At 49.7% G+C, this 21,598-nt stretch carries 21 protein-coding genes; 14 read left to right on the top strand and 7 right to left on the bottom strand.

Going from position 1 to position 21,598, the window contains the following annotated elements; translation table 11 throughout:
- Positions 1–4: 4 nt before the first annotated feature.
- From cas6 to OEZ10_08080, 3 genes are all read left to right on the top strand, one after another.
- Positions 5–700, top strand: coding sequence for a type I-MYXAN CRISPR-associated protein Cas6/Cmx6 (gene cas6 / locus OEZ10_08090; GenBank protein MDH5632941.1), 696 nt, complete (start codon positions 5–7; stop codon positions 698–700).
- A gap of 55 nt (positions 701–755) precedes the next feature.
- Entirely contained in the window at positions 756–1,094 is a 339-nt protein-coding gene (locus OEZ10_08085; protein ID MDH5632940.1) for a TusE/DsrC/DsvC family sulfur relay protein, read from the top strand.
- Positions 1,095–1,195: 101 nt separating this feature from the next.
- On the top strand, positions 1,196–2,044 hold the full coding sequence (locus OEZ10_08080) for a sulfurtransferase (protein ID MDH5632939.1): 849 nt from the start codon (positions 1,196–1,198) through the stop codon (positions 2,042–2,044).
- 37 nt (positions 2,045–2,081) lie between these two features.
- On the opposite strand, the gene OEZ10_08075 is transcribed toward OEZ10_08080, so the two are convergent.
- Positions 2,082–2,549: a helix-turn-helix domain containing protein gene (locus OEZ10_08075; GenBank protein MDH5632938.1), complete on the bottom strand. Its 468-nt coding sequence runs from the start codon at positions 2,547–2,549 to the stop codon at positions 2,082–2,084.
- 493 nt (positions 2,550–3,042) lie between these two features.
- On the opposite strand from OEZ10_08075, the gene OEZ10_08070 reads away from it, so the two are divergent.
- Both OEZ10_08070 and OEZ10_08065 read left to right on the top strand, forming a co-directional pair.
- Positions 3,043–3,963, top strand: coding sequence for an adenylate/guanylate cyclase domain-containing protein (locus OEZ10_08070; GenBank protein MDH5632937.1), 921 nt, complete (start codon positions 3,043–3,045; stop codon positions 3,961–3,963).
- Positions 3,964–4,418: 455 nt separating this feature from the next.
- Positions 4,419–5,444, top strand: a complete 1,026-nt coding sequence (locus tag OEZ10_08065) for a DUF2157 domain-containing protein (GenBank protein ID MDH5632936.1) — start codon at positions 4,419–4,421, stop codon at positions 5,442–5,444.
- 8 nt (positions 5,445–5,452) lie between these two features.
- On the opposite strand, the gene msrB is transcribed toward OEZ10_08065, so the two are convergent.
- The 4 genes from msrB to OEZ10_08045 all read right to left on the bottom strand — a co-directional run bounded on the left by msrB (position 5,453) and on the right by OEZ10_08045 (position 8,087).
- Positions 5,453–5,851, bottom strand: coding sequence for a peptide-methionine (R)-S-oxide reductase MsrB (gene msrB, locus OEZ10_08060; GenBank protein MDH5632935.1), 399 nt, complete (start codon positions 5,849–5,851; stop codon positions 5,453–5,455).
- A gap of 21 nt (positions 5,852–5,872) precedes the next feature.
- Positions 5,873–6,547 (bottom strand): Fe2+-dependent dioxygenase, encoded by a 675-nt coding sequence (locus tag OEZ10_08055; GenBank protein MDH5632934.1) that lies wholly within the window; start codon positions 6,545–6,547, stop codon positions 5,873–5,875.
- Positions 6,548–6,561: 14 nt separating this feature from the next.
- Positions 6,562–6,912: a hypothetical protein gene (locus OEZ10_08050; protein ID MDH5632933.1), complete on the bottom strand. Its 351-nt coding sequence runs from the start codon at positions 6,910–6,912 to the stop codon at positions 6,562–6,564.
- Between the two features lie 95 nt (positions 6,913–7,007).
- On the bottom strand, positions 7,008–8,087 hold the full coding sequence (locus OEZ10_08045) for a hypothetical protein (protein ID MDH5632932.1): 1,080 nt from the start codon (positions 8,085–8,087) through the stop codon (positions 7,008–7,010).
- Positions 8,088–8,208: 121 nt separating this feature from the next.
- Here OEZ10_08045 and OEZ10_08040 point away from each other — a divergent pair, with 121 nt between their 5' ends.
- Both OEZ10_08040 and OEZ10_08035 read left to right on the top strand, forming a co-directional pair.
- Positions 8,209–8,835, top strand: a complete 627-nt coding sequence (locus OEZ10_08040) for a 2OG-Fe(II) oxygenase (protein MDH5632931.1) — start codon at positions 8,209–8,211, stop codon at positions 8,833–8,835.
- Positions 8,836–8,865: 30 nt separating this feature from the next.
- On the top strand, positions 8,866–9,462 hold the full coding sequence (locus OEZ10_08035; GenBank protein ID MDH5632930.1) for a hypothetical protein: 597 nt from the start codon (positions 8,866–8,868) through the stop codon (positions 9,460–9,462).
- Positions 9,463–9,471: 9 nt separating this feature from the next.
- Here the strand turns inward: OEZ10_08035 and OEZ10_08030 are convergent, their stop codons facing one another.
- On the bottom strand, positions 9,472–11,469 hold the full coding sequence (locus OEZ10_08030; GenBank protein ID MDH5632929.1) for an EAL domain-containing protein: 1,998 nt from the start codon (positions 11,467–11,469) through the stop codon (positions 9,472–9,474).
- Positions 11,470–11,707: 238 nt separating this feature from the next.
- Here OEZ10_08030 and prfB point away from each other — a divergent pair.
- Positions 11,708–12,806 (top strand): peptide chain release factor 2 gene (gene prfB / locus OEZ10_08025; GenBank protein ID MDH5632928.1). Its coding sequence is split into 2 segments (ribosomal slippage): positions 11,708–11,782 and positions 11,784–12,806, totalling 1,098 coding nucleotides; the frame shifts between segments, so codons are not numbered across the junction.
- 12 nt (positions 12,807–12,818) lie between these two features.
- Positions 12,819–14,339, top strand: coding sequence for a lysine--tRNA ligase (lysS, locus tag OEZ10_08020; GenBank protein MDH5632927.1), 1,521 nt, complete (start codon positions 12,819–12,821; stop codon positions 14,337–14,339).
- A 294-nt stretch (positions 14,340–14,633) separates the two neighbouring features.
- Here the strand turns inward: lysS and OEZ10_08015 are convergent, their stop codons facing one another.
- Positions 14,634–16,031, bottom strand: coding sequence for an integron integrase (locus tag OEZ10_08015; GenBank protein ID MDH5632926.1), 1,398 nt, complete (start codon positions 16,029–16,031; stop codon positions 14,634–14,636).
- Between the two features lie 645 nt (positions 16,032–16,676).
- Here OEZ10_08015 and OEZ10_08010 point away from each other — a divergent pair.
- From OEZ10_08010 to OEZ10_07990, 5 genes are all read left to right on the top strand, one after another.
- Positions 16,677–16,925 carry a hypothetical protein gene (locus OEZ10_08010; protein MDH5632925.1) on the top strand — a complete coding sequence of 83 codons (249 nt, stop codon included), beginning with the start codon at positions 16,677–16,679 and terminating at the stop codon, positions 16,923–16,925.
- A gap of 85 nt (positions 16,926–17,010) precedes the next feature.
- The gene (locus OEZ10_08005) at positions 17,011–17,295 is read left to right on the top strand and encodes an Imm32 family immunity protein (GenBank protein MDH5632924.1); all 285 of its coding nucleotides are present in this window, start codon (positions 17,011–17,013) and stop codon (positions 17,293–17,295) included.
- An 84-nt stretch (positions 17,296–17,379) separates the two neighbouring features.
- Positions 17,380–17,610 carry a hypothetical protein gene (locus OEZ10_08000; GenBank protein ID MDH5632923.1) on the top strand — a complete coding sequence of 77 codons (231 nt, stop codon included), beginning with the start codon at positions 17,380–17,382 and terminating at the stop codon, positions 17,608–17,610.
- 114 nt (positions 17,611–17,724) lie between these two features.
- Positions 17,725–18,888: a DUF4263 domain-containing protein gene (locus tag OEZ10_07995; protein ID MDH5632922.1), complete on the top strand. Its 1,164-nt coding sequence runs from the start codon at positions 17,725–17,727 to the stop codon at positions 18,886–18,888.
- Between the two features lie 129 nt (positions 18,889–19,017).
- Positions 19,018–21,363, top strand: a complete 2,346-nt coding sequence (locus tag OEZ10_07990; protein ID MDH5632921.1) for a restriction endonuclease — start codon at positions 19,018–19,020, stop codon at positions 21,361–21,363.
- Positions 21,364–21,598 lie beyond the last annotated feature (235 nt).

Genomic DNA, 21,598 nt, shown 5'->3' with positions numbered 1-21,598 from the left:
AAAAATGTCCATGTACTGGGAAGAAGATCCGCAAGACGGCGACTTTACGGTTCCGAAGGATGTGATTGACCTAGTGTTTACCATTCAGTGCAAACATCTTCCCAATGAGCACGCCTGGGCGCTGGGGCAGGCGCTGCTGGCAGAATTGCCCTGGTTACGTGACGAAGCCGGTGCTGGCGTGCATCCCATTCAGATCAGTGAAACCGGTAATGGCTGGATGCGACCGGAACACCCGGATGAGCTATTGCACTTGTCCCGGCGCACGCGCCTGGTGCTGCGCATTCCGGATCATCGCCGTGAAGAGGCCGAAGCGTTACTCGGCAAGACGCTTGACGTTGCCGGACATCCAATGACGTTGCTTAAGGCCGCAAATCGTGATCTGAGCACCAGCACAACGTTATTTTCACGTCACATTGTTGTCGAAACGGGTGACAACGAGGGTGATTTTATTGATAGAATCGCAAGCCGTTTGCAGGGCATGGGTATTCGCCCGCGCAAAATGTTGCCGGGCAAAGCGCGTCGCTTGCGTATCCCTGGCGGCGAATTGCAGACATGCAGCCTGATGTTGGCCAAGCTGTCGGTTGCCGAATCGGTAACGCTTCAGCAGCGCGGGCTGGGTGAGCATCGCCACCTGGGATGCGGACTGTTTGTTGCGCACAAGGACATTGACGAAGTGTCACCCGAGCAGGTTATGCGGTAGCGCCCTGACCAACGAGAAAGATTTCTGTGTTTAGCTAAAAGATAGAGGAAAGACGATGGCTATTGAAATTGACGGAAAAACCTTCGAAACCACGGCCAATGGCTTTTTGGTTGACCACAATGAATGGACTGAAGCCCTGGCAGAAGTGATCGCCAAGGAAGAAGGCATTGAGTTGACTGAAAAACACTGGGACCTGATCAACTACCTGCGTGATGAATTCATCAACAACAATGGTAATCAACCTAACACCCGTAACATCATGAAAGCCATGGGTGACAAGTGGGGTGCCAAACTGGCGCAGAAAGATCTTTATGATCTGTTCCCGCGTGATCCGAGCAAGCAAGGTGGCCGTATCGGCGGTCTGCCTGAATCTCGTCGCAAGGGTGGCTACTAGGCCACTGCCACCGAACCGGCGCCCAGGCGCCGGTTTTGGTTTGTGAGTGCAATGCGTAATCTTGTTGTCGAACCAGAACCAAGAAGTATGGGTGGATAGATATGAGTTTTACCACGCTTGTCAGCACCAGCGACCTGGCTGCACATCTCGACGATCCGGACTGGGTTGTTATCGATTGTCGCTTCACCCTGACCGACCCTGGTGCCGGACTGAGGAGTTTTCAGGAAGGTCATATACCGGGTGCGCGCTACGCCAATCTCAACGACGACTTGTCATCGCCGGTAACCGAAACCACGGGACGTCACCCTTTGCCCGATGTGGAGGCGCTGGCAGCAAAGCTGGGCCAGTGGGGCATTGATGGCAGCAAGCAGGTGGTGGTGTACGACGATACCTTTGGCGCCATGGCCGGTCGCCTGTGGTGGCTGTTGAAATGGATGGGGCACGACAAGGTTGCCTTGCTCGATGGCGTTTACCCAAAGTGGTTACGTGAAAACCGACCGGTTTCAGCAGTACAGCACGCAGCCAGGCCGGTGACTTTCGTGCCAAGTCTTCGTGACCAGATGCTGGTATCTGCAGATCAACTCCAGGAACAACTTGCCCAGGGCAATTGCGTACTGATTGATGCGCGATCGGAAGAGCGATTCACCGGTGAAATCGAGCCATTGGACAAGGTGGCGGGCCATGTACCCGGTGCGGTCAATCGTCCCTATGACGACAACCTGGATTTTAGCGGCGAATTGATGACCGGTGACGAGTTGCGTGAAGAATTTGAAGAGCTGTTGGGCGAGCGCCCGTCCGGCTGCATTATTCATATGTGCGGTTCCGGCGTGACAGCCTGCCATAATATTCTGGCGATGGAAGCCGCGGGACTGATGGGCAGTCGTCTTTATGTTGGCTCATGGAGTGAATGGATTACCGACAGTTCCCGCGCTATCGCAACCGGGGACTAAGCGCCACCGCAGTTCCTGCAGCGGCGCATTCAGAGTTTCAGCCTACCGCGAACTTTACCAGTTCGTTGACCCGGTCCTGGGAAACATCGTTCTCGCCACGATCCAGTAAATCGCGGTGTAGCAACCTGACGGTATTGGCAAACTTGTCAGCGGGCAGGTTGATATCAAGAGTCTTGGCAGCCAGGTAGACCTGTTCGGCGATCCGGTACACCGCGTCCTGGTCGGTACAAATATGGTAGGCCGCACCGCCTTCAACCGTGATTATCCGTTCCAGTTTTTGCGGGCCACGACCATGATGAATGTAGTCGAGCGAGGTGCCACTTTTCCGGGAGTAGCGAACCAGTTTTTCGTAAGGAACAATGCCGCGCGATTTCGCGGTGGCCAGGTTGCGCTGATCAATGCCAAGCAGTTCAGCCACGTCTTTGTCCTTGCTCACTGCCTCGACACTTTTGATGCGCTCAATAATAGTTTTGGTATCGTTTTCAATGTCTTTTTGTGTTGACATATTGCAAATCCGATGTAATATTCTCGTTCAACCATGGCGCCCGGTTTTGGTGCAATGGTCACAAACTGTTGAGCCATTGTGTTTCAACGCGCAAACACGATAACCTGCGTTTGCCGCGATCCCCGCTGAGCCTGCCCTGATCCCGGGCCACTACTGACCCTCGATCTTGTCTATTTAATGTCGGCAGTCTATGAATAAAGTTGAGACGTACATGTCATGTTGATCCTTCAATGTTGAGTGGTGTTCTGGTATTTCCGGACTAAATAGCAAGAAATGTAGCAACTTTTAACTGAGAAAAATAGGCGCATAAAATATGCGTGTTCAGTTCATTTTCCCGGTAAAATTAGTCTCTTGACGAATGATGCGCTATAAAAACAGGGGTATAGTAAAAAGATGTCTTTAATTGGCTACATATTTTATTCATGAGACAGAAAGTTTTTATAACAATAATTAACAAGTTCCCTGGTGTGAGCCCGGCGACCGGGGAGTATCTATGACAGCCGTGCTGACATTGACGCGTGATGCTGAAACACGGGAATTTGTCTGCAAGGCGGTAGTGACCATTGGTCGGGACAAGAACAGCGATATTGTTATTCTGGATCGACTGGTATCGCGTCGCCACGCCATTATCAGGTTGCTGGGCGATGAGGATTTTTACCTGGTCGATGAAGGCAGCGCCAATGGTAGCATGGTCAATGCACGAAAGGTCATCCTGCCAACCTTGTTGTCTGATGGTGACAAGATCACCATCGGCTCGGCTACGATCAGTTTTCGCCAGCAGCGTGATAGCGAGGCAGGTGACGACGATCAGGAATCTGCCGACACTGTCTTGATGGCACCCAGTATTGAGGTCAGTCAACATACTATCCTGGTGGCAGATATCCGCGGTTTTACACGGATGTCTGAATCCATACCCATCAAGGCGCTGACGGAGATCATGAACAAATGGTTTCATGCTGCAAATGATTGCATTGCAGCCAATGGTGGCCTGGTGGACAAGTTCCTGGGGGACTGTGTGTACGCCCGTTGGCCAGTGGTTGATGATGTCCGCGCCAGTATCAACGCGGCGATCAGGGCGGCGTGCCAGCTGAATGATCAAACCCGCGCAATCGGACGCGATTATCGGAAATTGCCGCACGTGCTCAAGATCGGTGCCGGTATTCATACCGGCATGGCCGCTACCGGCGTAGAGCGTGGCGACAGTGCAATAGGTGACGCGGTGAACCTGGCGTTTCGACTTGAAGGCGCTACCAAGGAGCTGGGCAAGGACGTGGTAATCAGCATTGACGTATACAAATGCCTTGCCAAAGAGTTGTGGCAAGATCGAACTATGGAAATTTCTGTCAAGGGTAAGGCAGAGCCAGTCGAAGTACTGGCCCTGGACTTCTCAGAACTGGACGGGCTGTGTTCATAACTGAGCCGGGCATCTGTCAATGAAGCCGCCTGGTTAAGGTGCTTTCTATTATGCTCAATTTTTTTGGAACCAATATCCGATGTCCCCGGTGCGGACTGCACCACAGGAAAACTGCTGTACTGTGTCCGCACTGCCATGGATTGACTGATGAGCAACTGCGGTCGATCAGGCGCAGACACAAGCAGGGTGTCGGCCGAGAAATGGAATTGGCCAAGCTGGCAATATTCATTACGGCACTGGCGGTGGTCGTAATGGTGATATACAAGCTTAATACGTAGCTGTTTGCCATAGCTGGTTTGATGCCTGCATTTTGAGCTGCAATGCCCCGGTATTAAACCGTCAATCCGGCGCGGCGAGATTGCGGGTCATCAAATAGCCGGTCGCCAATCCGTTCCACGGCAACCAAATATTGAATTTAGACGGAAAGCCAGCGCGGTAACAGGGAGGAGGGAGTAATGAAAGTTACGAAAAACAGCCTGCAAGAGGCAGTGAAAAGCAACATTATTACTTCAGTGCAGGCAGAGCAGCTGCTCTTGTTTCTGAAGAATCAATCTGCCGGTGGGCCGGTATTTGATTTAACCCATGTCCTGTATTATTTCGGGGGCCTTATTGCAATCAGTGCCATGACCCTGTTCATGAACCTGGGATGGGAGACATTTGGCGGCTGGGGAATTGTTGTTATCTCACTGATATACGCCGGTATCGGAATCAAGCTGACAAATGTGTTCGGCAAAAAAGGATATAAAGTACCCGCCGGAATATGTGCCACCTTTGTCGTGGCACTGACTCCGTTGGTTCTCTACGGTTTGCAACAGGGGCTCGGTGTATGGCCCGATGAAACGGCCTATCGTGACTACCATCGGTATATAAAATGGCACTGGTTGTATATGGAGCTTGGCACTCTTGCAGTGGGCAGTATCGTCGTCTGGAAATACAGATATCCTTTCCTGGTTATGCCGATTGCAGTGACGCTGTGGTATTTGTCGATGGACGTAACGGCAATGCTGTCAGGAGGCGACTATGACTGGGCACTGCGCAAGCTGGTATCAATGTACAGCGGCCTGCTTATGATAGGACTTGCTTTCTGGATTGATATACGGTCCCGCAAGACAGCCGACTATGCATTCTGGATATATATTTTTGGCGTAATGGCATTCTGGGGCGGAATGTCACTACTAAGTTCCGACAGTGAATTGTCAAAGTTCATATATTTTTGCATCAACATATTCATGATTGGTATCGGGGCGTTGCTGGTGCGAAGGGTGTTTGTGGTGTTTGGTGCACTTGGCAGTTGCGGTTACGTAGGGCATCTCGCATCAAGCCTGTTCAATAACAGCTGGCTGTTCCCGATCTCGTTGACGGTTATTGGTCTCCTGGTTATTTATCTCGGTATTCTGTGGCAGAAGCACGAGCGGGCAATTACAGAAAAATCCAGGAAATTCCTGCCGACGCAGATTCGGGAACTGCTGGAGTCGAAATAACTCTCAAGTTATTTCTTCTCTTCCAGCTTTACCGACGCCGAGTTTACGCAATAACGCAAACCTGTCGGTTGTGGGCCGTCTTCAAATACATGACCCAGGTGGGCATCACACTTGCTGCACAGGATTTCCGTGCGGACGCGGTTGAGACTAAGATCTTCGCGCTCGGTAATGCCTTCTTCCGTTAAGGCCTGGAAAAAGCTGGGCCAGCCGCAACCTGAATCGTACTTGGTTTCGGAAACAAACAACGGTTCGCCGCAACATTTGCAGTGATAGGTGCCGGGAGTCTTGGTATCCCAGTATTCACCGGTAAAGGCGCGCTCGGTACCGGCTTCGCGGGTAATGCGATATTCCTCTTCCGTGAGCTGCTGACGCCATTCTTCTTCAGTCCTGATTATCTTGTCAGCCATCAAGTTCTCCTCGTATTGTTATCAAACGTCTGCCCACATGCGCACAAGATTGCCGTAGCTGCGGTCAATCAGCGCGGTTTCGTTGCTGTCCGGTTGCGACGACATCAGGCTCTCGCGTGCGAGGTTGAGTTCATATAATAGCTCACGCCTGGCCGGGTCGCGCACCATGCTCTGGGTCCAGAATACGCAAACAATGCGTTCACCTTTTGTCACTTCGGCGACGTGATGCAGGCTGGAAGCCGGGTAGGTCACGGCATCGCCGGCCTTGAGCCTGGTTTTCTGCGTACCGAACGGTGTATTGACCACCAGTTCGCCGCCTTCGTAGTCTTCGGGATTGTTTAAAAACACGGTTGTTGCCACGTCGCAACGAAATTGCGCACCGATCTGGCCCATGACCGGGTCATCGATATGGTCGCCGTACTGCATGCCTGGCTGGTAACGGGCGAAAAACGGTTGTGAAATCTTGTGTGGCAGGGCGCTGAACTGAAACGCGGGGATCTGCAACAGGCTGCCGACCACCAGTTCATTAAGGTATTGTGCCTGTTGTGATCGCTGATCCATCTCCAGGTTGTTCTTGATCCGTTGTGCATGTTTTCCGGCCGAGGTCCTGCCATCCAGGAACGGCGCCTGCTCCATTACCTTGAGCACGTTGCGAAGCTTGTTGGCGTCGAGCGCGTTTTCAATTTTTACCAGCATGGTGATTTCGCCGCTTAGTGAAGATGATGGCCCGATGTGCTGTCGGCGGTTTTGATCTGTGTGCCCAGCGGATCTCCGTTGACATCAATATCCACTTCAACAACGTTGGGCATGCGGTTAAGAATATACCCGGCCATCAGGTACATCAGGTTTTCGTTCTGGCTTTCGATGGCGGCCAGCATTTTGTCGGCGGCAATCTGGCAACGTTGTATGGTATCGGGGCTTTCAATGAATTCAGGACCGATCTGCCAGCCGCGATCCATGTCGCTGTCCATTTTGTCGAAGAACTCGCCTGCCTCGTCGACATAACGTGACGGGATGTCCAGGGTCTTGCTTCGGCCTTCAATAGTGACTTTGAGTTTCATGCGTGCCTTTTTTGTTGCGTCAGGGGTTCGTGACAGGTGGCTGATTGTATCAAGATCGGTTCGCTTGTGGCAGGGGAGAGAACCAGGTATCGGCGTCAGGCAGCTTCCAGTATTCGGCTGATTTGTTCGGCCTCGAGGGAGCCGGACCGGGTCCAGTTCTGCACGGTCTCGTCGAGTTTTCGTTGCCATTGTTCGGCGCCGACCCTGGCCAGTTCCAGCAGCGGTTGCTTGCTACGGTGGTCCAGGAACTGGTGGTAGGCGTCAAGCATTTCCGGGAACAGGTGTTTGCGCATGCCGGAGTAATTGGCAAAATAAAAATGCAGTGCCGCGTCATTGCTTTCATCCAGCAGGGTCGGCAGGGTGACATTGCAGTCAGCAATAATGTCACGCGTGGCGCGCAACAGGAACTCGGTGCGTGAACTGGCAAACGTGCTGACCATGTCCTGCCAGTGTTGCTGGGCTTCACCCAGTTCACGGCCGACACGGGCTTCGCCGATTTCGTGCAGAATCATGGTATTGATTTCGTTGTCGGTCATGACATCCAGCAGCTTATCCAGGTCGTTGTCGTCGCCATAGAGGCTGACGGCGTAGGTCATGGCCCGCTCTTTCCTGCCGGACCATTGCCATTGTTCGATGCGTTCCCACATGAAACGTTTGACGGACTCGCGGCGTATGAAAATGGTATTGCCCTGGCTCATGGCCGGCGGCGCGACGAGATCACGGGCCAGCTCGTCGCCGACGACATACAGGGTGTTGCCCTCGACAATTTCGTTGCGCTGAAGCTGGCCGAGGAAAAAATGCGGTTTGCCAAAAACGCCGAAGCCGCTGCTGTAAATGTAGCCCTCGGGGATCAGCCGGGCATTGACGGTTGTTGAGTCAAGGGGATCAACGGGTTCGGGTAATGGCAGGGAATGATAATCGTTTTCTTCTACCTCGTTCCACAAAGCCTCGCGCTGAACCAGCCAGTCACCCAGTTGTTCTCTTGGCAGTTGCACATCAAACGGCAGTCGTTGCTCCCAGCGATAATATTCGCGCATTTTCAACAGGAATATGCACATGGTGTAGTTGCCCGCGTAACGGGCGTCGGAGATATGGCAGTTGTCCCGGGTGCGGCGGGTGATGTCTTCAATGTCGACCATGTAACGCCTCGCAACTGTGCCTGTTGGTTTTATCATGTTCATCGAGCCCCGACCAGTCGTGGGTATATGCGGATTCCGCGCCCGAGCGGGTCCATGGTAAACTGCCGCCCCGCCAGGATCACCGGGCGGTTGGTAGGTTTTTTGCCGGAGCAGTTTCATGAATGCACAAACAGAGCGCGTGATAAAAAACGTCGACGATCTGGGTCCCTTGTCGATACGCGAGGTGAAACCCGGCACGTTTATCTATGAAGTCAGCGAAGCGCTGCCGGCGGATGTGTGCCGTGAAATGATCCGGCGTTTTGAGGCCAACACCGAGGAACAGTATCTCGGTCGCCTTGGTCAGCAGGCATCGGAAGATCGCAGTATCAAGAAAACCACGGATCTTGTTGTCAGCGGCAAACCGAACTGGAAGGATATCGACCAGGCGCTGTTTCGTTCACTGGGCATGGCCGTGCGCCAGTTTCGTGAAGGATTTGAATTTTTCAAAGGCCCGTTCAAGGACATGGGTTACGCCATCCAGCGCTATAACCCCGGCGAGTACTACCATTGGCATATTGACGGCGGCAGCCACGATTTTGCCTACCGGCAACTGGTAGCCTTGTGGTATCTCAATGACGTGCCTGGCCCCGGTGGTGAAACTGAGTTCCTGTACCAGGATGTGAAGGTCAAGCCGGAACAGGGCAAGCTGGTATTGTTTCCGCCGTTCTGGACTCACGAGCATCGCGCCTGCGAATTACATGAAGGCGTGAAGTATATTGCCACCACCTGGGTGGTGTTTGCCTGAACAATAACAGTGGTAACCGGGTAACGCATTATGGCAGTCAGACTCAAGGCCAACTGGCATCAAACCAAGCGAGTGCGCAAGGGTCGCGCCAACGAAGCGCGCAAAAAAACCATCGAAGACCGTGCCGGCGTGGTCGGCTTCAATGTCTGGAAAGTTGCCCGGCAAACGCTGAGCAACATGATGGAAGAGGAAGAGTTCAACTTCAAATCCGATGAACAAACCTTTGGCCTGATGATCGAAATGGTTGCGTTTTTCATCGCCATTATTGACCGCATGGTCTACGGCCAGCTTTCAGAAGAAGACCGCGGCAAGTTGATTACCGGCGCCGCCAAACACCTGGCCCAGACCATAGCCGAGAACCAGCTTGATGTGTTCGGCGAGGGCGACTATATCCAGCCATTTTTCACAACGCTTAACGAGCGCTTTGGCGAGTATGCCACCTGCAGTTACGAGAACGGTGAACCGGGCCATAACTTCAAGCGTGTTGTGGCCAGGCATGTAGCCGATGTCATGGAAACCGGTGAAAACAAGTGGGTGCTGGAGTGGGTTATGGATATCGAGGTGCCCAAGGCCGTGCCACTGGTCAAGAAACTGGTGGCCAGTGCCCTGGGTGTGAATCCCGGTTAGGGCGCCGGATCAGCTGACAAACAGCTCGTCGGCCGGCAACGGCCGGCCCACGTGGTATCCCTGCAGTACCCGGCAACCCATGGTCTTGAGCTTCTCACGGGTCGCCTCATCTTCAACGCCTTCAGCCACTACCTCAAGCCCCAGGTTATGACCCAGGTCCAGGGTGGATTTGACTATCACTTCATCATCCTTGTTGTACAGGATTTGTGAAATAAAGGACTTGTCCATCTTCAGCTCGCTGACGTTGAGCTTCCTGAGCAGGGTCAGTGATGAGTAGCCAGTGCCGAAGTCATCGATGGAAAAGCGAATACCCCGGGCCGACAGTTCGTTGAATACCTGGTACACCTGCGGGTGATCGCCCATTACCGCGCTTTCGGTCAGCTCAAAGACAATACTTTCAGCGGGCACGTCCCATTTTTCCAGGCTGTCATAAACCTGGCGCGGGAACGACGGGTCTCGCAGGTTGTACATGGACAGGTTGATAGACATGGTGATGAAGATATCGCGCTGTCGCCAGCGGGATTGCTGGCCGATAGCCTGGTCCAGCACCCAGCTGGTGAAGCGTCGTATCAGCCCGGACTGCTCCATAATCGGGATAAAGGCATCAGGCGGCGTCATTTCTTTCAGTGTCTGGGGCCAGCGTGCCAGGGCCTCGACCCCGATAATGTCGCCACTTTCAGTATCGACCTTCGGCTGGTAATAAAGACACATTTCATCATTGATGATGGCGCTCTTGGTTTCGCCGCTCAGGGCCAGGCGGCCGATGCTGTGCAGGTCGCGCTCGCTGTTGTAGACAAAACAATCACACTTCTCCCGCTTGGCCACGTACATGGCGACGTCGGCACAGCGCAGCAGTGTTGCCATGGAATCACCATGCTCCGGGTACAGTGCGATGCCAATACTGGCCGATACGGAAAAGTTATTGTCCTCAACGGCAAAAGGTTCGTTCAGGCTTGATACCAGTCGATGTGCCAGGGTTTGCGCTTCGGTGGCCGTTGCGTTCGGCATGACCACGGCAAACTCGTCACCACCCAGGCGACCAAAGGTGACCCTGTCATCGGGTACGGAAATCATCCGGTAGCACACCTGCTTGAGCAGTTCATCGCCGACGTGATGCCCCAGGGTGTCGTTGACTTCCTTGAAGTGGTCGAGATCAACAATCATGACGGCAACCTGCTGATTGTCCTGTTGCGCGGTATCCAGCGCCTGTTGCAACCTGCTGTGCACCAATGAACGATTCGGTGCGCCGGTAAGATGATCATAGTGCGCCAGGGTTTCCAGTTTCTGGTTGGCGGTCAGCAGGCGGCTGTTCAGTTCGCGCAGTTCCTGCTGGTAATGCTCGGCCTTGAACACGGCTTTTTCCAGCTTGTCGTACGCGGTGGCGTTTTCAATGGCAATGCTCACCTGGCTGGCAAACACTGACAGTATCTCCAGATCCCGCTCGTCAAATTCACCGCCGACCTTGTTGATACAGGTGATGGCGCCGATGAAATCCTGTTTGCCGATAAGAGGCACCAGCAGCAGGGACTGGCTGTCGGTTTGCCACTGGCTGTGTTCGGATTCGCTAAGCTGGTCAACCAGATCCTGTTTACGGTGCTGGCCGCGTTTCCAGTTCCAGCCAAGGCCGCCGATTTCCAGTGGCTGGCTGTGGCCGATCAGATCATCCGTATCCTGGCCGCAGGCAGCACGGTAAGTGTAGTGGCGTTGATCCTCGTCAATAAGCGGAATCAGTACGGTTTCTGCATGAATCAATGCCCGGGCGCGCTGTACGACCAGCTCAAATAATTTTTCCAGGTGAAGCTGGGAGCTGACAGCGGCGCTGACTTCCTTGAGCAAGGCGATTTCGCGTTCCCGCTGGCGCAGGTCATCGTGACTAAAGTCCACGGCATGACGCCATCCAGCCGTCTGCTGGTCTGCGTCACTATTGTCACCAGTACGCCGCGTCTCGCCAGCGTCGGTGTCCAGGTGTGTGATGGTGCCGGGTCGCGTCGCCGGGCTTCTGGTCATGCCTGCCACCAGTTCATTTTTATGAAGACGCATTCTGAAACAGGAACGACCGGGAAAACAACCCGGGAGCTGCGGATTTGGATGAACGGCGGCACGGAGCCGATTTGGCACGGTGATCAGGGCGACCGAAGGCCTGGTAATGTTCCGCCGGGGCGCGGGTTTTTTGGCGTGCGGCTATACCTGTTACCAAAGCTTTCCGGTAGACTTCGGCCGCTTGAACGATACCGGAAGCCGTGCAATGGAAGACCTCAATCCACTGTTTAATCAAATCAAAGACCTTCAAGGGCGATCTGATGCCCTGAGGGGGTATCTTTGACCTCGACAGCAAGCGGGAACGACTGACCGAAGTCCGGCGCGAGCTGGAGCAACCTGACATCTGGGACGAGCCCAAGCGCGCCCAGGAGCTGGGCCAGGAGCGGGCACGACTTGAAGACGAGGTGCGCGTATTTGACCGCCTCGAATCCGGGCTGAAAGACAATCTTGAGCTGCTGGAAATGGCCCGCGATGACGGCGACCCGGCCATGGCCGAAGAAGTGGCCGCTGAGCTGGATTCCCTCGAAACCGATTTATCGCAACTGGAATTCCGGCGCATGCTCGGCGGCGAGATGGATGCCAACAATGCCTTCCTGGATATCCAGTCCGGGTCCGGCGGCACCGAGGCCCAGGACTGGGCCAACATGTTGCTGCGCATGTACCTGCGCTGGGGTGAGCGCAGCGGCTTCAAAACCGAATTAATGGAAGTCTCTGACGGTGAAGTGGCCGGCATCAAGAGTGCCACGGTCAAGTTCACCGGCGAATACGCCTACGGCTACCTGCGTACCGAAACCGGCGTGCATCGCCTGGTGCGCAAGTCACCGTTTGATTCCGGCAATCGCCGCCATACCTCGTTTGCGTCGGTGTTTGTCTCGCCGGAAATTGACGACTCGGTGGAAATCGACATCAACCCGGCCGACTTGCGCATTGATACCTACCGCGCCTCCGGCGCCGGCGGTCAGCACGTTAACCGGACCGACTCCGCCGTGCGTATTACCCATATGCCGACCGGCGTTGTTGTGCAGTGCCAGAACGACCGGTCGCAACACAAGAATAAAGCCGAGGCCATGAAAGTGTTAAAGTCACGCCTGTACGAGCAGGAAATGCTCAAGCGCCGTGAAGAACAGCAGAAACTGGAAGACTCCAAGGCGGATATCGGCTGGGGCAGCCAGATTCGTTCCTACGTGCTGGACCAGTCACGCATCAAGGACCTGCGTACCAGCGTGGAAACCGGCAATACCCAGGCCGTACTGGACGGTGATCTTGACCAGTTTATCGAAGCCAGTCTCAAGCAAGGTTTATAAGACGGAAACATCATGAGCGACAAAGACACCCAGGAACAAGGCAACGAACAACCGCGCGACGAAGGCAAGGAGATTGCCGATCGCCGAGCCAAGCTGGCCAGGCTGCGTGAAGAAGGGCAGGCGTTTCCCAATGACTTCCGTCGCAACATCATGTCCGGCGAGCTGCATGCCGAGTACGGTGAGCAACCGGCCGACGTGATCGAGCTGCGCAACGTGCGCGTCAAGGTAGCCGGTCGCATGATGACCAAGCGCATCATGGGCAAGGCGGCGTTCTGTCACATCCAGGACATGGCCGGGCAGATCCAGTTGTTTGTCCAGCGCGATGCGCTGCCCGAAGGCGTATACAACGAGCAGTTCAAGAAGTGGGACATGGGCGACATTATTGCCGCCAGCGGTACGCTGTTCAAAACCAAGACCGGTGAGCTGTCAGTGAAGGTGGAGAAGATCCAGCTGCTGACCAAGGCAATTCGCCCGCTGCCGGAGAAGTTCCATGGCCTGTCCGACCAGGAAACAAAATACCGTCAGCGTTATCTTGACCTGATCATGAACGAGGTGACGCGCAAGACGTTCCGCATGCGCACCGAGATGATGCGTTATATTCGTTCATTCCTCGACGAGCGCGGCTACATCGAAGTGGAAACGCCGATGATGCAGGCGATTCCCGGTGGCGCTACCGCCAAGCCATTTATGACCCACCACAACGCGCTGGACATGCAATTGTTCCTGCGCATCGCGCCGGAGCTGTACCTCAAGCGCCTGGTGGTGGGCGGCTTTGAGCGTGTCTATGAAATCAACCGCAACTTCCGGAATGAAGGCCTGTCTACCCGGCATAATCCCGAGTTCACCATGCTGGAGTTTTACCAGGCTTACGCGACGTACGAAGACCTGATGAACCTGACCGAAGAACTGCTGCGCAGCATGGCCGAAGTGATTCTCGGCAAGACCGAAATCGAATACCAGGGCGAGACCTATGACTTTGGCAAGCGCTTCGCCCGCATGAGCGTCAGGGATTCCATCCTGCACTATAACCCCGACTTCACCGAAGCCCAGGTGGACGACCTGGGGCAATGCCGCAAGCTCGCCGAAGGTCTCGGCATTCCGCTGAAAGACAGCTGGGGCCTGGGCAAGGTGCAGATCGAGATCTTTGAAAAAACCGTTGAGCACAATCTCAAGGACCCGACCTTTATCACCCGTTACCCGACCGAAGTGTCGCCACTGGCGCGGCTCAATGACGACGACCCGCATGTCACCGACCGGTTTGAATTCTTTGTCGGCGGTCGTGAAATCGCCAACGGCTTCTCGGAACTGAATGATGCCGAAGACCAGGCAGAACGCTTCCGCAAGCAGGTGCAGGAAAAGGATGCCGGTGACGAAGAAGCCATGCACTTTGACGCCGACTACATCCGCGCACTGGAACACGGCATGCCACCGACAGCAGGCGAGGGCATCGGTATTGATCGCCTGGTCATGCTGTTTACCGACTCACCCTCCATCCGCGACGTACTGCTGTTCCCGCATCTACGACCGGAGTGACCAAAGGGAGCGTAGCCGAGTAGGGCGCAATTGCTTTTTCTATTGCGCCGTACCTCAACCTTCCATGTCCTCCAGCAGGCGCCCCTGACTGTAAAAGCAGAGTAGGGCGCAGCTGTTTATCTATTCCGCCACACAACCTGCACCGTCATCCCGGAAGCGGCCTCAAGATAGTCAATTCGGCAGAGCAGGCCCGGGGCGTGAGAGTAATTCCATGCACGCCATAAAACCTCCTGCGGAGTTTTATTATGGCCGCCTTCGTCACCGACTCCAGGCGCCGGGATCCAGGAATCTGTGTCACATATTCAGACTGTCCATTGGGCTCTTCACAGCATTGGCGCCCTTGTTCAGCACGTGGGTATAAATCATGGTGGTGGACACATCAGAATGCCCCAGCAGTTCCTGCACCGTGCGAATGTCGTAACCATCCTCCAGTAAATGCGTGGCAAATGAGTGACGAAAGGTGTGTGTTGTAACACGCTTGCATATACCGGCCTTCCTGGCTGAATCGCGAATAATTTTCTGCAAAGCCGTCTGGTGAAGATGATGGCGACGTGTTTTACCTGAACGTGAATCGTAGGCCACCATGGTTGAGCAGAATACGTATTGCCAGCGCCAGTCAGAAGGCGCGTGAGGGTACTTGCGCGCCAGCGCGGCAGGTAAATAGATTTCACCATGGCCGTTTTCGAGATCCTTTTCGTGCAGTTTTTTTCTTTCATCAAGATGAGATGAAAGCAACAGCTTGACTGAGGAAGGCAGGGGAACAATTCTGTCTTTTTTGCCTTTACCATCGCATACCCTGATTTGCTCGTAGGCAAAATCAATATCCATTACGCGCAATCGCACACATTCCATCAGTCGCAGGCCGGCACCGTACAACAGACTGGACATAAGATAATGAGTTCCTTTCATGTGTGACATGACATCCCTGACTTCATCACGACTCAGCACTACAGGGAGTCGCTTTGGTCTGCGAGCCCGCACAAAATTCTGAATATCGCCAACTTCCTGCTCCAGTACATGACGATAAAAAAAGACGAGCGCGTTAAGTGCCTGTGATTGGGTGCTGGCCGATACATCCCGGCGGATAACAAGCTGTTCTATATAGTCAATAATATGTTGATCGGCGTACGTTGTTGCATCTTTATGATAAGAGAGAAAACGGCAAACCCAGTGCAGGTAGCTGCGCTCAGTGGTGAGCGCCAGATCTCGACTGCGTATAACAGCGATTAGTTTGTTGATGTATTCAGGATTCTGGCGAGACATATTGCGAACCAGGGACCCACGATAACTGTCAGCCAGGTTCTCTGATTGCAGGTTGCTGATATCCTTGATTATAGTAGGGTGGTCAGGCTCAAGGGTTCTGGCAAACGCCTGCCAATGCTGCCAATCGTAGTCTTTGGCCCATGGGCTGTGGATAAGTCCACCGAATAATAGCTGTATAGCATCGACAACCTGGGCATATTGCCAGTCTTTTAGAGTCGTTTGACTGCCTATTTCACGAAAATAGTCAGTAACATGTTCAGCGGTATGGGTAGATAATTTTACCCCTTGATAGTGATCAATATATTGCTCAACTCGCCGAACATACCACCGCTGAGCAGTTGGCTTTATGTTGTTTTTACCGAGTAAAATTAGATACTTATCCCAGAAACGGCGCACGGAACCAGACGCCGCGGCAGAGTCCATTGCCATAGCTTCAATCTCCATATTTAGTGTGCTACTTTTATATTAGGCAGTTATGATAATGAGTTACCAGGGGGAATGCCAGTAGTTGGCATCGTATATTGAACTATACAGCGTCTGTATATCTCCGGATTTTCGGGTGCTATACAGACTCTGTATAACATACTGTTATGTGTATAAATAAAATATGTACAACGAATCAATAATTAAAAAAACCGGTCAGTGGTGGAAAGCTAATATATTCTTTTGGGGCGCTGTTGTAGGCGGCACCATCATGTTTATTGGCCTTGCTAACTTAGAGTCTAGAGCACTGGGGTTTTCTCTAGTGTTGTCTGGTATTTTTATCGGCCTCGGTACTTTCATTTATGGCTGCGTTTCAATTCGGTGCCCTAATTGTAAATCTCCGTGGGTTTGGCAAGGTGTAAGTGGTAAAAGCCACAATGAGTGGGTTCACTGGTTACTAAAACAATCTAAGTGCCCGAACTGTAATAAATGAAGAAAACACATAACAAGTCATGCCACCGGACGCCAAACCGCGGCTTCGCCGCGGTCATTGTCGCCGGTGCATTCAATCGTTATATGCGTTAATAAATAATGAACAATTACATACCAATAATACTAATATTTATTTTAGTCCCTCTAATGGGTTTTGGTATGATTAAGGCGGCTCGCTGGTCGCGAAAGAAAAATGAAGAATTAAAAGCAAAGAATGAAGATTCACAGGAACAAGCGGTAAAAAATGCTTTTCAAGGTTACAATTTAAAAGAGGCCATTGCTAAATTTTATACTAGCTCAATTCCAAAACCTGAGGCTTATATAGCAAAGGCTCTTGCAATCGGAGCAATTATTGTTTTTGGTTCATTTATCTTGTTAATGGCCTATTATGCCTGGACACGCATATAACAAGTCGGCCCATCGCGACGCCCCACCGCTTACTTCGTTCGCGGTGTTGGTCGCGCATGGCCTCAAACGTTAGAGTTAAAAACACATGAATAAACACCTGTTGAGCTTAGTGACCGACGAAGATGGAACGCAGATTTTCATGCATCTGGACTTGGCCGGGGTCAACTATTTATTGAAAGAACTAGACCGGTTGAAAGTGCAATTAGAAAAAAATGATTGCCCGCATTCACACTTTTTCACAGAGGAATGGGGTGGTGGAGAACTAACCACTACAAAGCTTTCAGATCAAGAAGACGAGAAACACCAAGTTCACCATCTAAAAATATATGGGTGGAATGAGGAATGGAAAGTAAAACACAAACTTGGATAACTCTAACAAGGTGTTCAAGTTCGCTCCCTTCGGTCGCTGGGACGCGCCAAAAGCGGCGCGCCCCTTAACACAACGTTAGAAGTCATGAAACCAACAATACAGCAACACAATGATTTTTTATCTCATCTTCCAGTAGACGGGTTAGATCTAGAGCATAATGATCCAGTCCTTGTTGTTAATGGCATGAACAAAGGGAAAAGAGGGGTAGTTGTTAGCATCATAGAATTAGGCGAAGACCCATTGCTTATAATAGAACTGGAGACAGGAAAAGATGTTGAAGAAAAACAAACAAATATTGAGAAAATCAACTTCTAACAAGTCACTCAAGCCGACCCACTTCCGCGGCACATATTTTGTGCAAAATCGCACAAAATACGCACCGCTCCAGCGGTCGGCTTAGTTTGGCGTTAGCTTTACAAGACAAAAACCATGAGCGATTCAGACAACTACGAAAATCCGAAAGAAGGAAAGACTTATATAAGTCCTAGTCTTACTTCATTTGGTGATGATTCTCGCCAAATAAGAATCGCCACAAAACTGATAGAATCGCCAACGAGTTACGCGTTTGCAAAAATAAAAGATGAGATGGTCTTGCGTCATAAAGACGACGCAAAAAGTAAAATAACTGCAAAATTCTTTGAGGATGATAGAAGTCTATTTGTACTAAGCATTCAGGGTTATACCATCGCCACAGAAAAGCCGCATAATGCGAGCTTCTCCTTTGTTGGTGAAGAAATAGACAAACTAATAGAGTTTTTAAACAACATTCACTCAGTACAACTAAAAACAAGAGGCCGAATAGACCTAACAGATGAAGAATTAAAGAACCTTGTTGTTTCAAACAATCAGGCAAAAAGACTGATACACGAAAATCAAGAAATATTTACAGAAGTACTAAAATCTGAAATAACCAAAGAAGACATCGTTGCTGTTGGATATAGAAAAAAACAACTAGATGTTTATGAAAAATTATTGGTAAATTCAGATTATTTTTCAGATTTACAACAAAAGTATCAAACAACCGCCGAAGGGCTATGGCAAAAATATTTCGAAAAGAACCCATGGGTCTTTGGTTACGGTTTAGGTTACATTTTTCTGTCAAGTCTCGATGACAAAAAATTAGAGCAAATTGTTCAAGGTCATAGCGTCGACTCACATGGTAAGCGAGTAGATGCACTAATGAAAACAAAAGGAATTATTTCTAACTTGTGTTTTATAGAAATTAAAACACACGCGACAGAATTACTTGAGAACAAACCGTATAGAACAGGGTGTTGGGCTCCATCAAAAGAGCTTGCTGGAGCTATAGCACAGGTTCAAGGTACCGTGGCTTCAGCAGTAGAGAACTTGTCAGTTAAAATTAACCCAAGTGACAAAGAGGGGAACCCAACGGGTGAAGAAATCTACAACTATCAGCCAAAGTCTTATCTGGTTATTGGTAGCATGAATGAATTTGTTTCAGAGCATGGTGTAAACAAAGACAAACTGAGGTCTTTTGAGTTGCTAAGAAAGAATACAACTAATCCAGAAATTATTACATTTGATGAGCTATATGAACGAGCAAAATTCATTGTCAGGCACAACCAAAGCTAACAATGCGCTCGTTCGGACGCTCCTGTCGTCGCGCCGCACAGCTTAAACGTTAGCTGAAAGTAGAACCAGTAGGTTTAACGGCAAGGCGATATAGACAGGTCATGAATTCAATAATACCAAGGTAACATTATGTCTGATAGCTGGAATGATTTTAAAATTACCCATGGAGGAGTTGAGGGGGCGAGAGCCGCTTTTGAAAAAGCATGTGAAACCCTCTTTAGAAAAATATATGTTAGTAAAAACGTACAGCAGGTGGCTGTTAAACAGGGTGATGGTGGGATCGATATATTGGTTGGAAACATCGGAGTTGAACCGATTATTGTAATTCAATGCAAATTCTTTATCGAGCAGTTTGGAGATTCACAGAAGGACCAAATTAGGGAGTCGTTTAAAACCGCGATAAATTCGCCATCATATGAAATGAAAAAATGGATTTTGTGTATTCCTATTACTTTACCTATAGATGAGCAGACTTGGTGGTCGAAATGGAAATCAAAAACTTTATTAGCAAACAAAAAGAATGACGAATTCATACAGCTAAAAAATGGCAATGAACTTATAGACTTAATCCATGGGTATGGATTATACAATCATATATTCAATAAATCAGATTCCATTAAAATTGAAGACATTCACAGAGCACTATACGCACCTTCTTTAGTGGAAATGACTGACAATGAAGTCACATCATATCAAACTGCCTTGCTAAAAATATCCTATTTAATGACTAAAGAGGGTGTGCAAATCAATCTTACTAACAAGCAAATATTTGACACACTTGTTCTTGTATTAATATACGATCTGACTGTAAACAGAAGTGAAACAATCACAAGTGAAGATATTTATACTGAGCTCAAAAAATCGATAAAGGTAAATTTGGACAAAAATAAAATTACTGCCACATTGACTAGATTAACGAAAAAGAAACTAATTGTTAGTGATGGGGGAAAACTATACGTAAGCAATGACTATTCGCAAAAAATGCAACAGAGTGATAAAGGGATTCATGATGATTTTCATATATTAACACAGTGGGTATTGAATGAGTTAGGTAAGACCATTGGGTTGGAATTGAGCGAAGAACAAAAAGAAATTGTGAAAACGAACGTAATTGACTCAATCGTTGGGTTTCATAAGCTTTATGCTTATGATGTGTTGGTTGAGAATGGTGACATTACAGACGAACAAGTTAATTCATTGCTTTTACATAGGTCAAAAAATAATTTATCAAAAGAGGTATCAGATCATCTAATTTTGGTGCTCGGTAGATTGCTGAGCAATCCAGCACTAAAAATTAAGCCAATTTTAGATAAAATACGAAAAACATATCTTGGATTGCAACTAATAGGACTGGATCCAAAAGTAAATACTACTAGAGGAACCACGCACTCTGGTAAGACATATGTCCTTGATACTGATTTTGTATTAAATTTGGTTGCTACACATTCACAAAAGTCACCATCCTACCGTAGGATTATTGAAATACTTCTAAAAAGTAGCGCGAAGATCATAATACCTATAGAAATATTGGAAGAAGTATGTGTGCATGCCAAATACGCGCACAGAAGCTATCAGTATTTTTCTAGCACAAACGAAAAACTCGACCTGGATCTCCTCCTTGAAAAAGTCAACAATGTATTTGTTGAGTCTTACTTTAATAGACCTCAGGAAGATCTAGATGTTACCTTTAATGTATATTTGAGAAATTTTTACGACGAAAAAGATAGCCTTGAATTTATAAAAGGATATATAGAAGATGAGATTTCTGAAAACATAAAATATTTGACGCTAGAACAAAACGAAGAATTGGCTAGTGGCGTTGATCCTTTGCGCGCTGAGCTACAAGAAAAAATATTAGGGCTAACACTAGAAACAGAAAAGTCGGGATTTAGGGATGAGGCTGAAAATACCCGGATCGCACGAACCGACGCATTAATGTATATGAGTTTTTACAAAAAGAATAATCACAGTGTTATTACAACATCAACCCGCGCACTAAAATCCGCCAAAGATCTTGGTATCTATAGAAGCTTCTACATTAAACCTCTTGTTATATTGTCATACATGGAGTTAGAGCTTTCTAATAATCTTGAATACAAGGATGTTTCATCCATATTATTTAATCCGTTTCTTCATTACGCCATTAATGATGGCTGGGATGAAATAAAAAGGGTCATTGATCTTGGATGCGATTTAAGAGGAACAAAAGTAACTAGGCTAAAAAGAGATTTGCAAGACATTACAACTAAAATACTTCACGATGAAAACACCGGTGAAATTACGGAAAGTGATCTTGTGGTTGTAAACGAGTTAATTCAAAAAGAATACAGGTTTAGTGGCAGAGTTAATGACTTAATAGAGAATATGAATCGTACAAGAAAAGAAAACGAGGATTTAAGGCGTCAGGTAATAGAATACGAAGAAAAAGAAAAAAAGAAGCAAAAATACTTAAAAAGGGTTAGGAGGAAACCTTGAAATATGTCCGACACATGGGTACAGCTAACAAACGCATAAACTCGGACAATTTGCTACGCTGCGCTTCGCAAATCACCGGTTATGCGAGGCGTTAGATCACCAAAATAGAAAAGAGAAATTGGGCTCTGAGCCACCCACTAATTGTTTATCGAAAGAGGATAGATATGAACAGTGCAGATAAGGAAACGACGGGAGATACTTCCGCGGTTTGGCGGAATCATGTATCAGTTCCAGA

This window comes from Gammaproteobacteria bacterium (assembly GCA_029880545.1).
Taxonomy (GTDB): Bacteria; Pseudomonadota; Gammaproteobacteria; order Acidiferrobacterales; family SZUA-150; genus JAOUOD01.
This window is presented reverse-complemented; position numbering and strand designations above follow the sequence as displayed.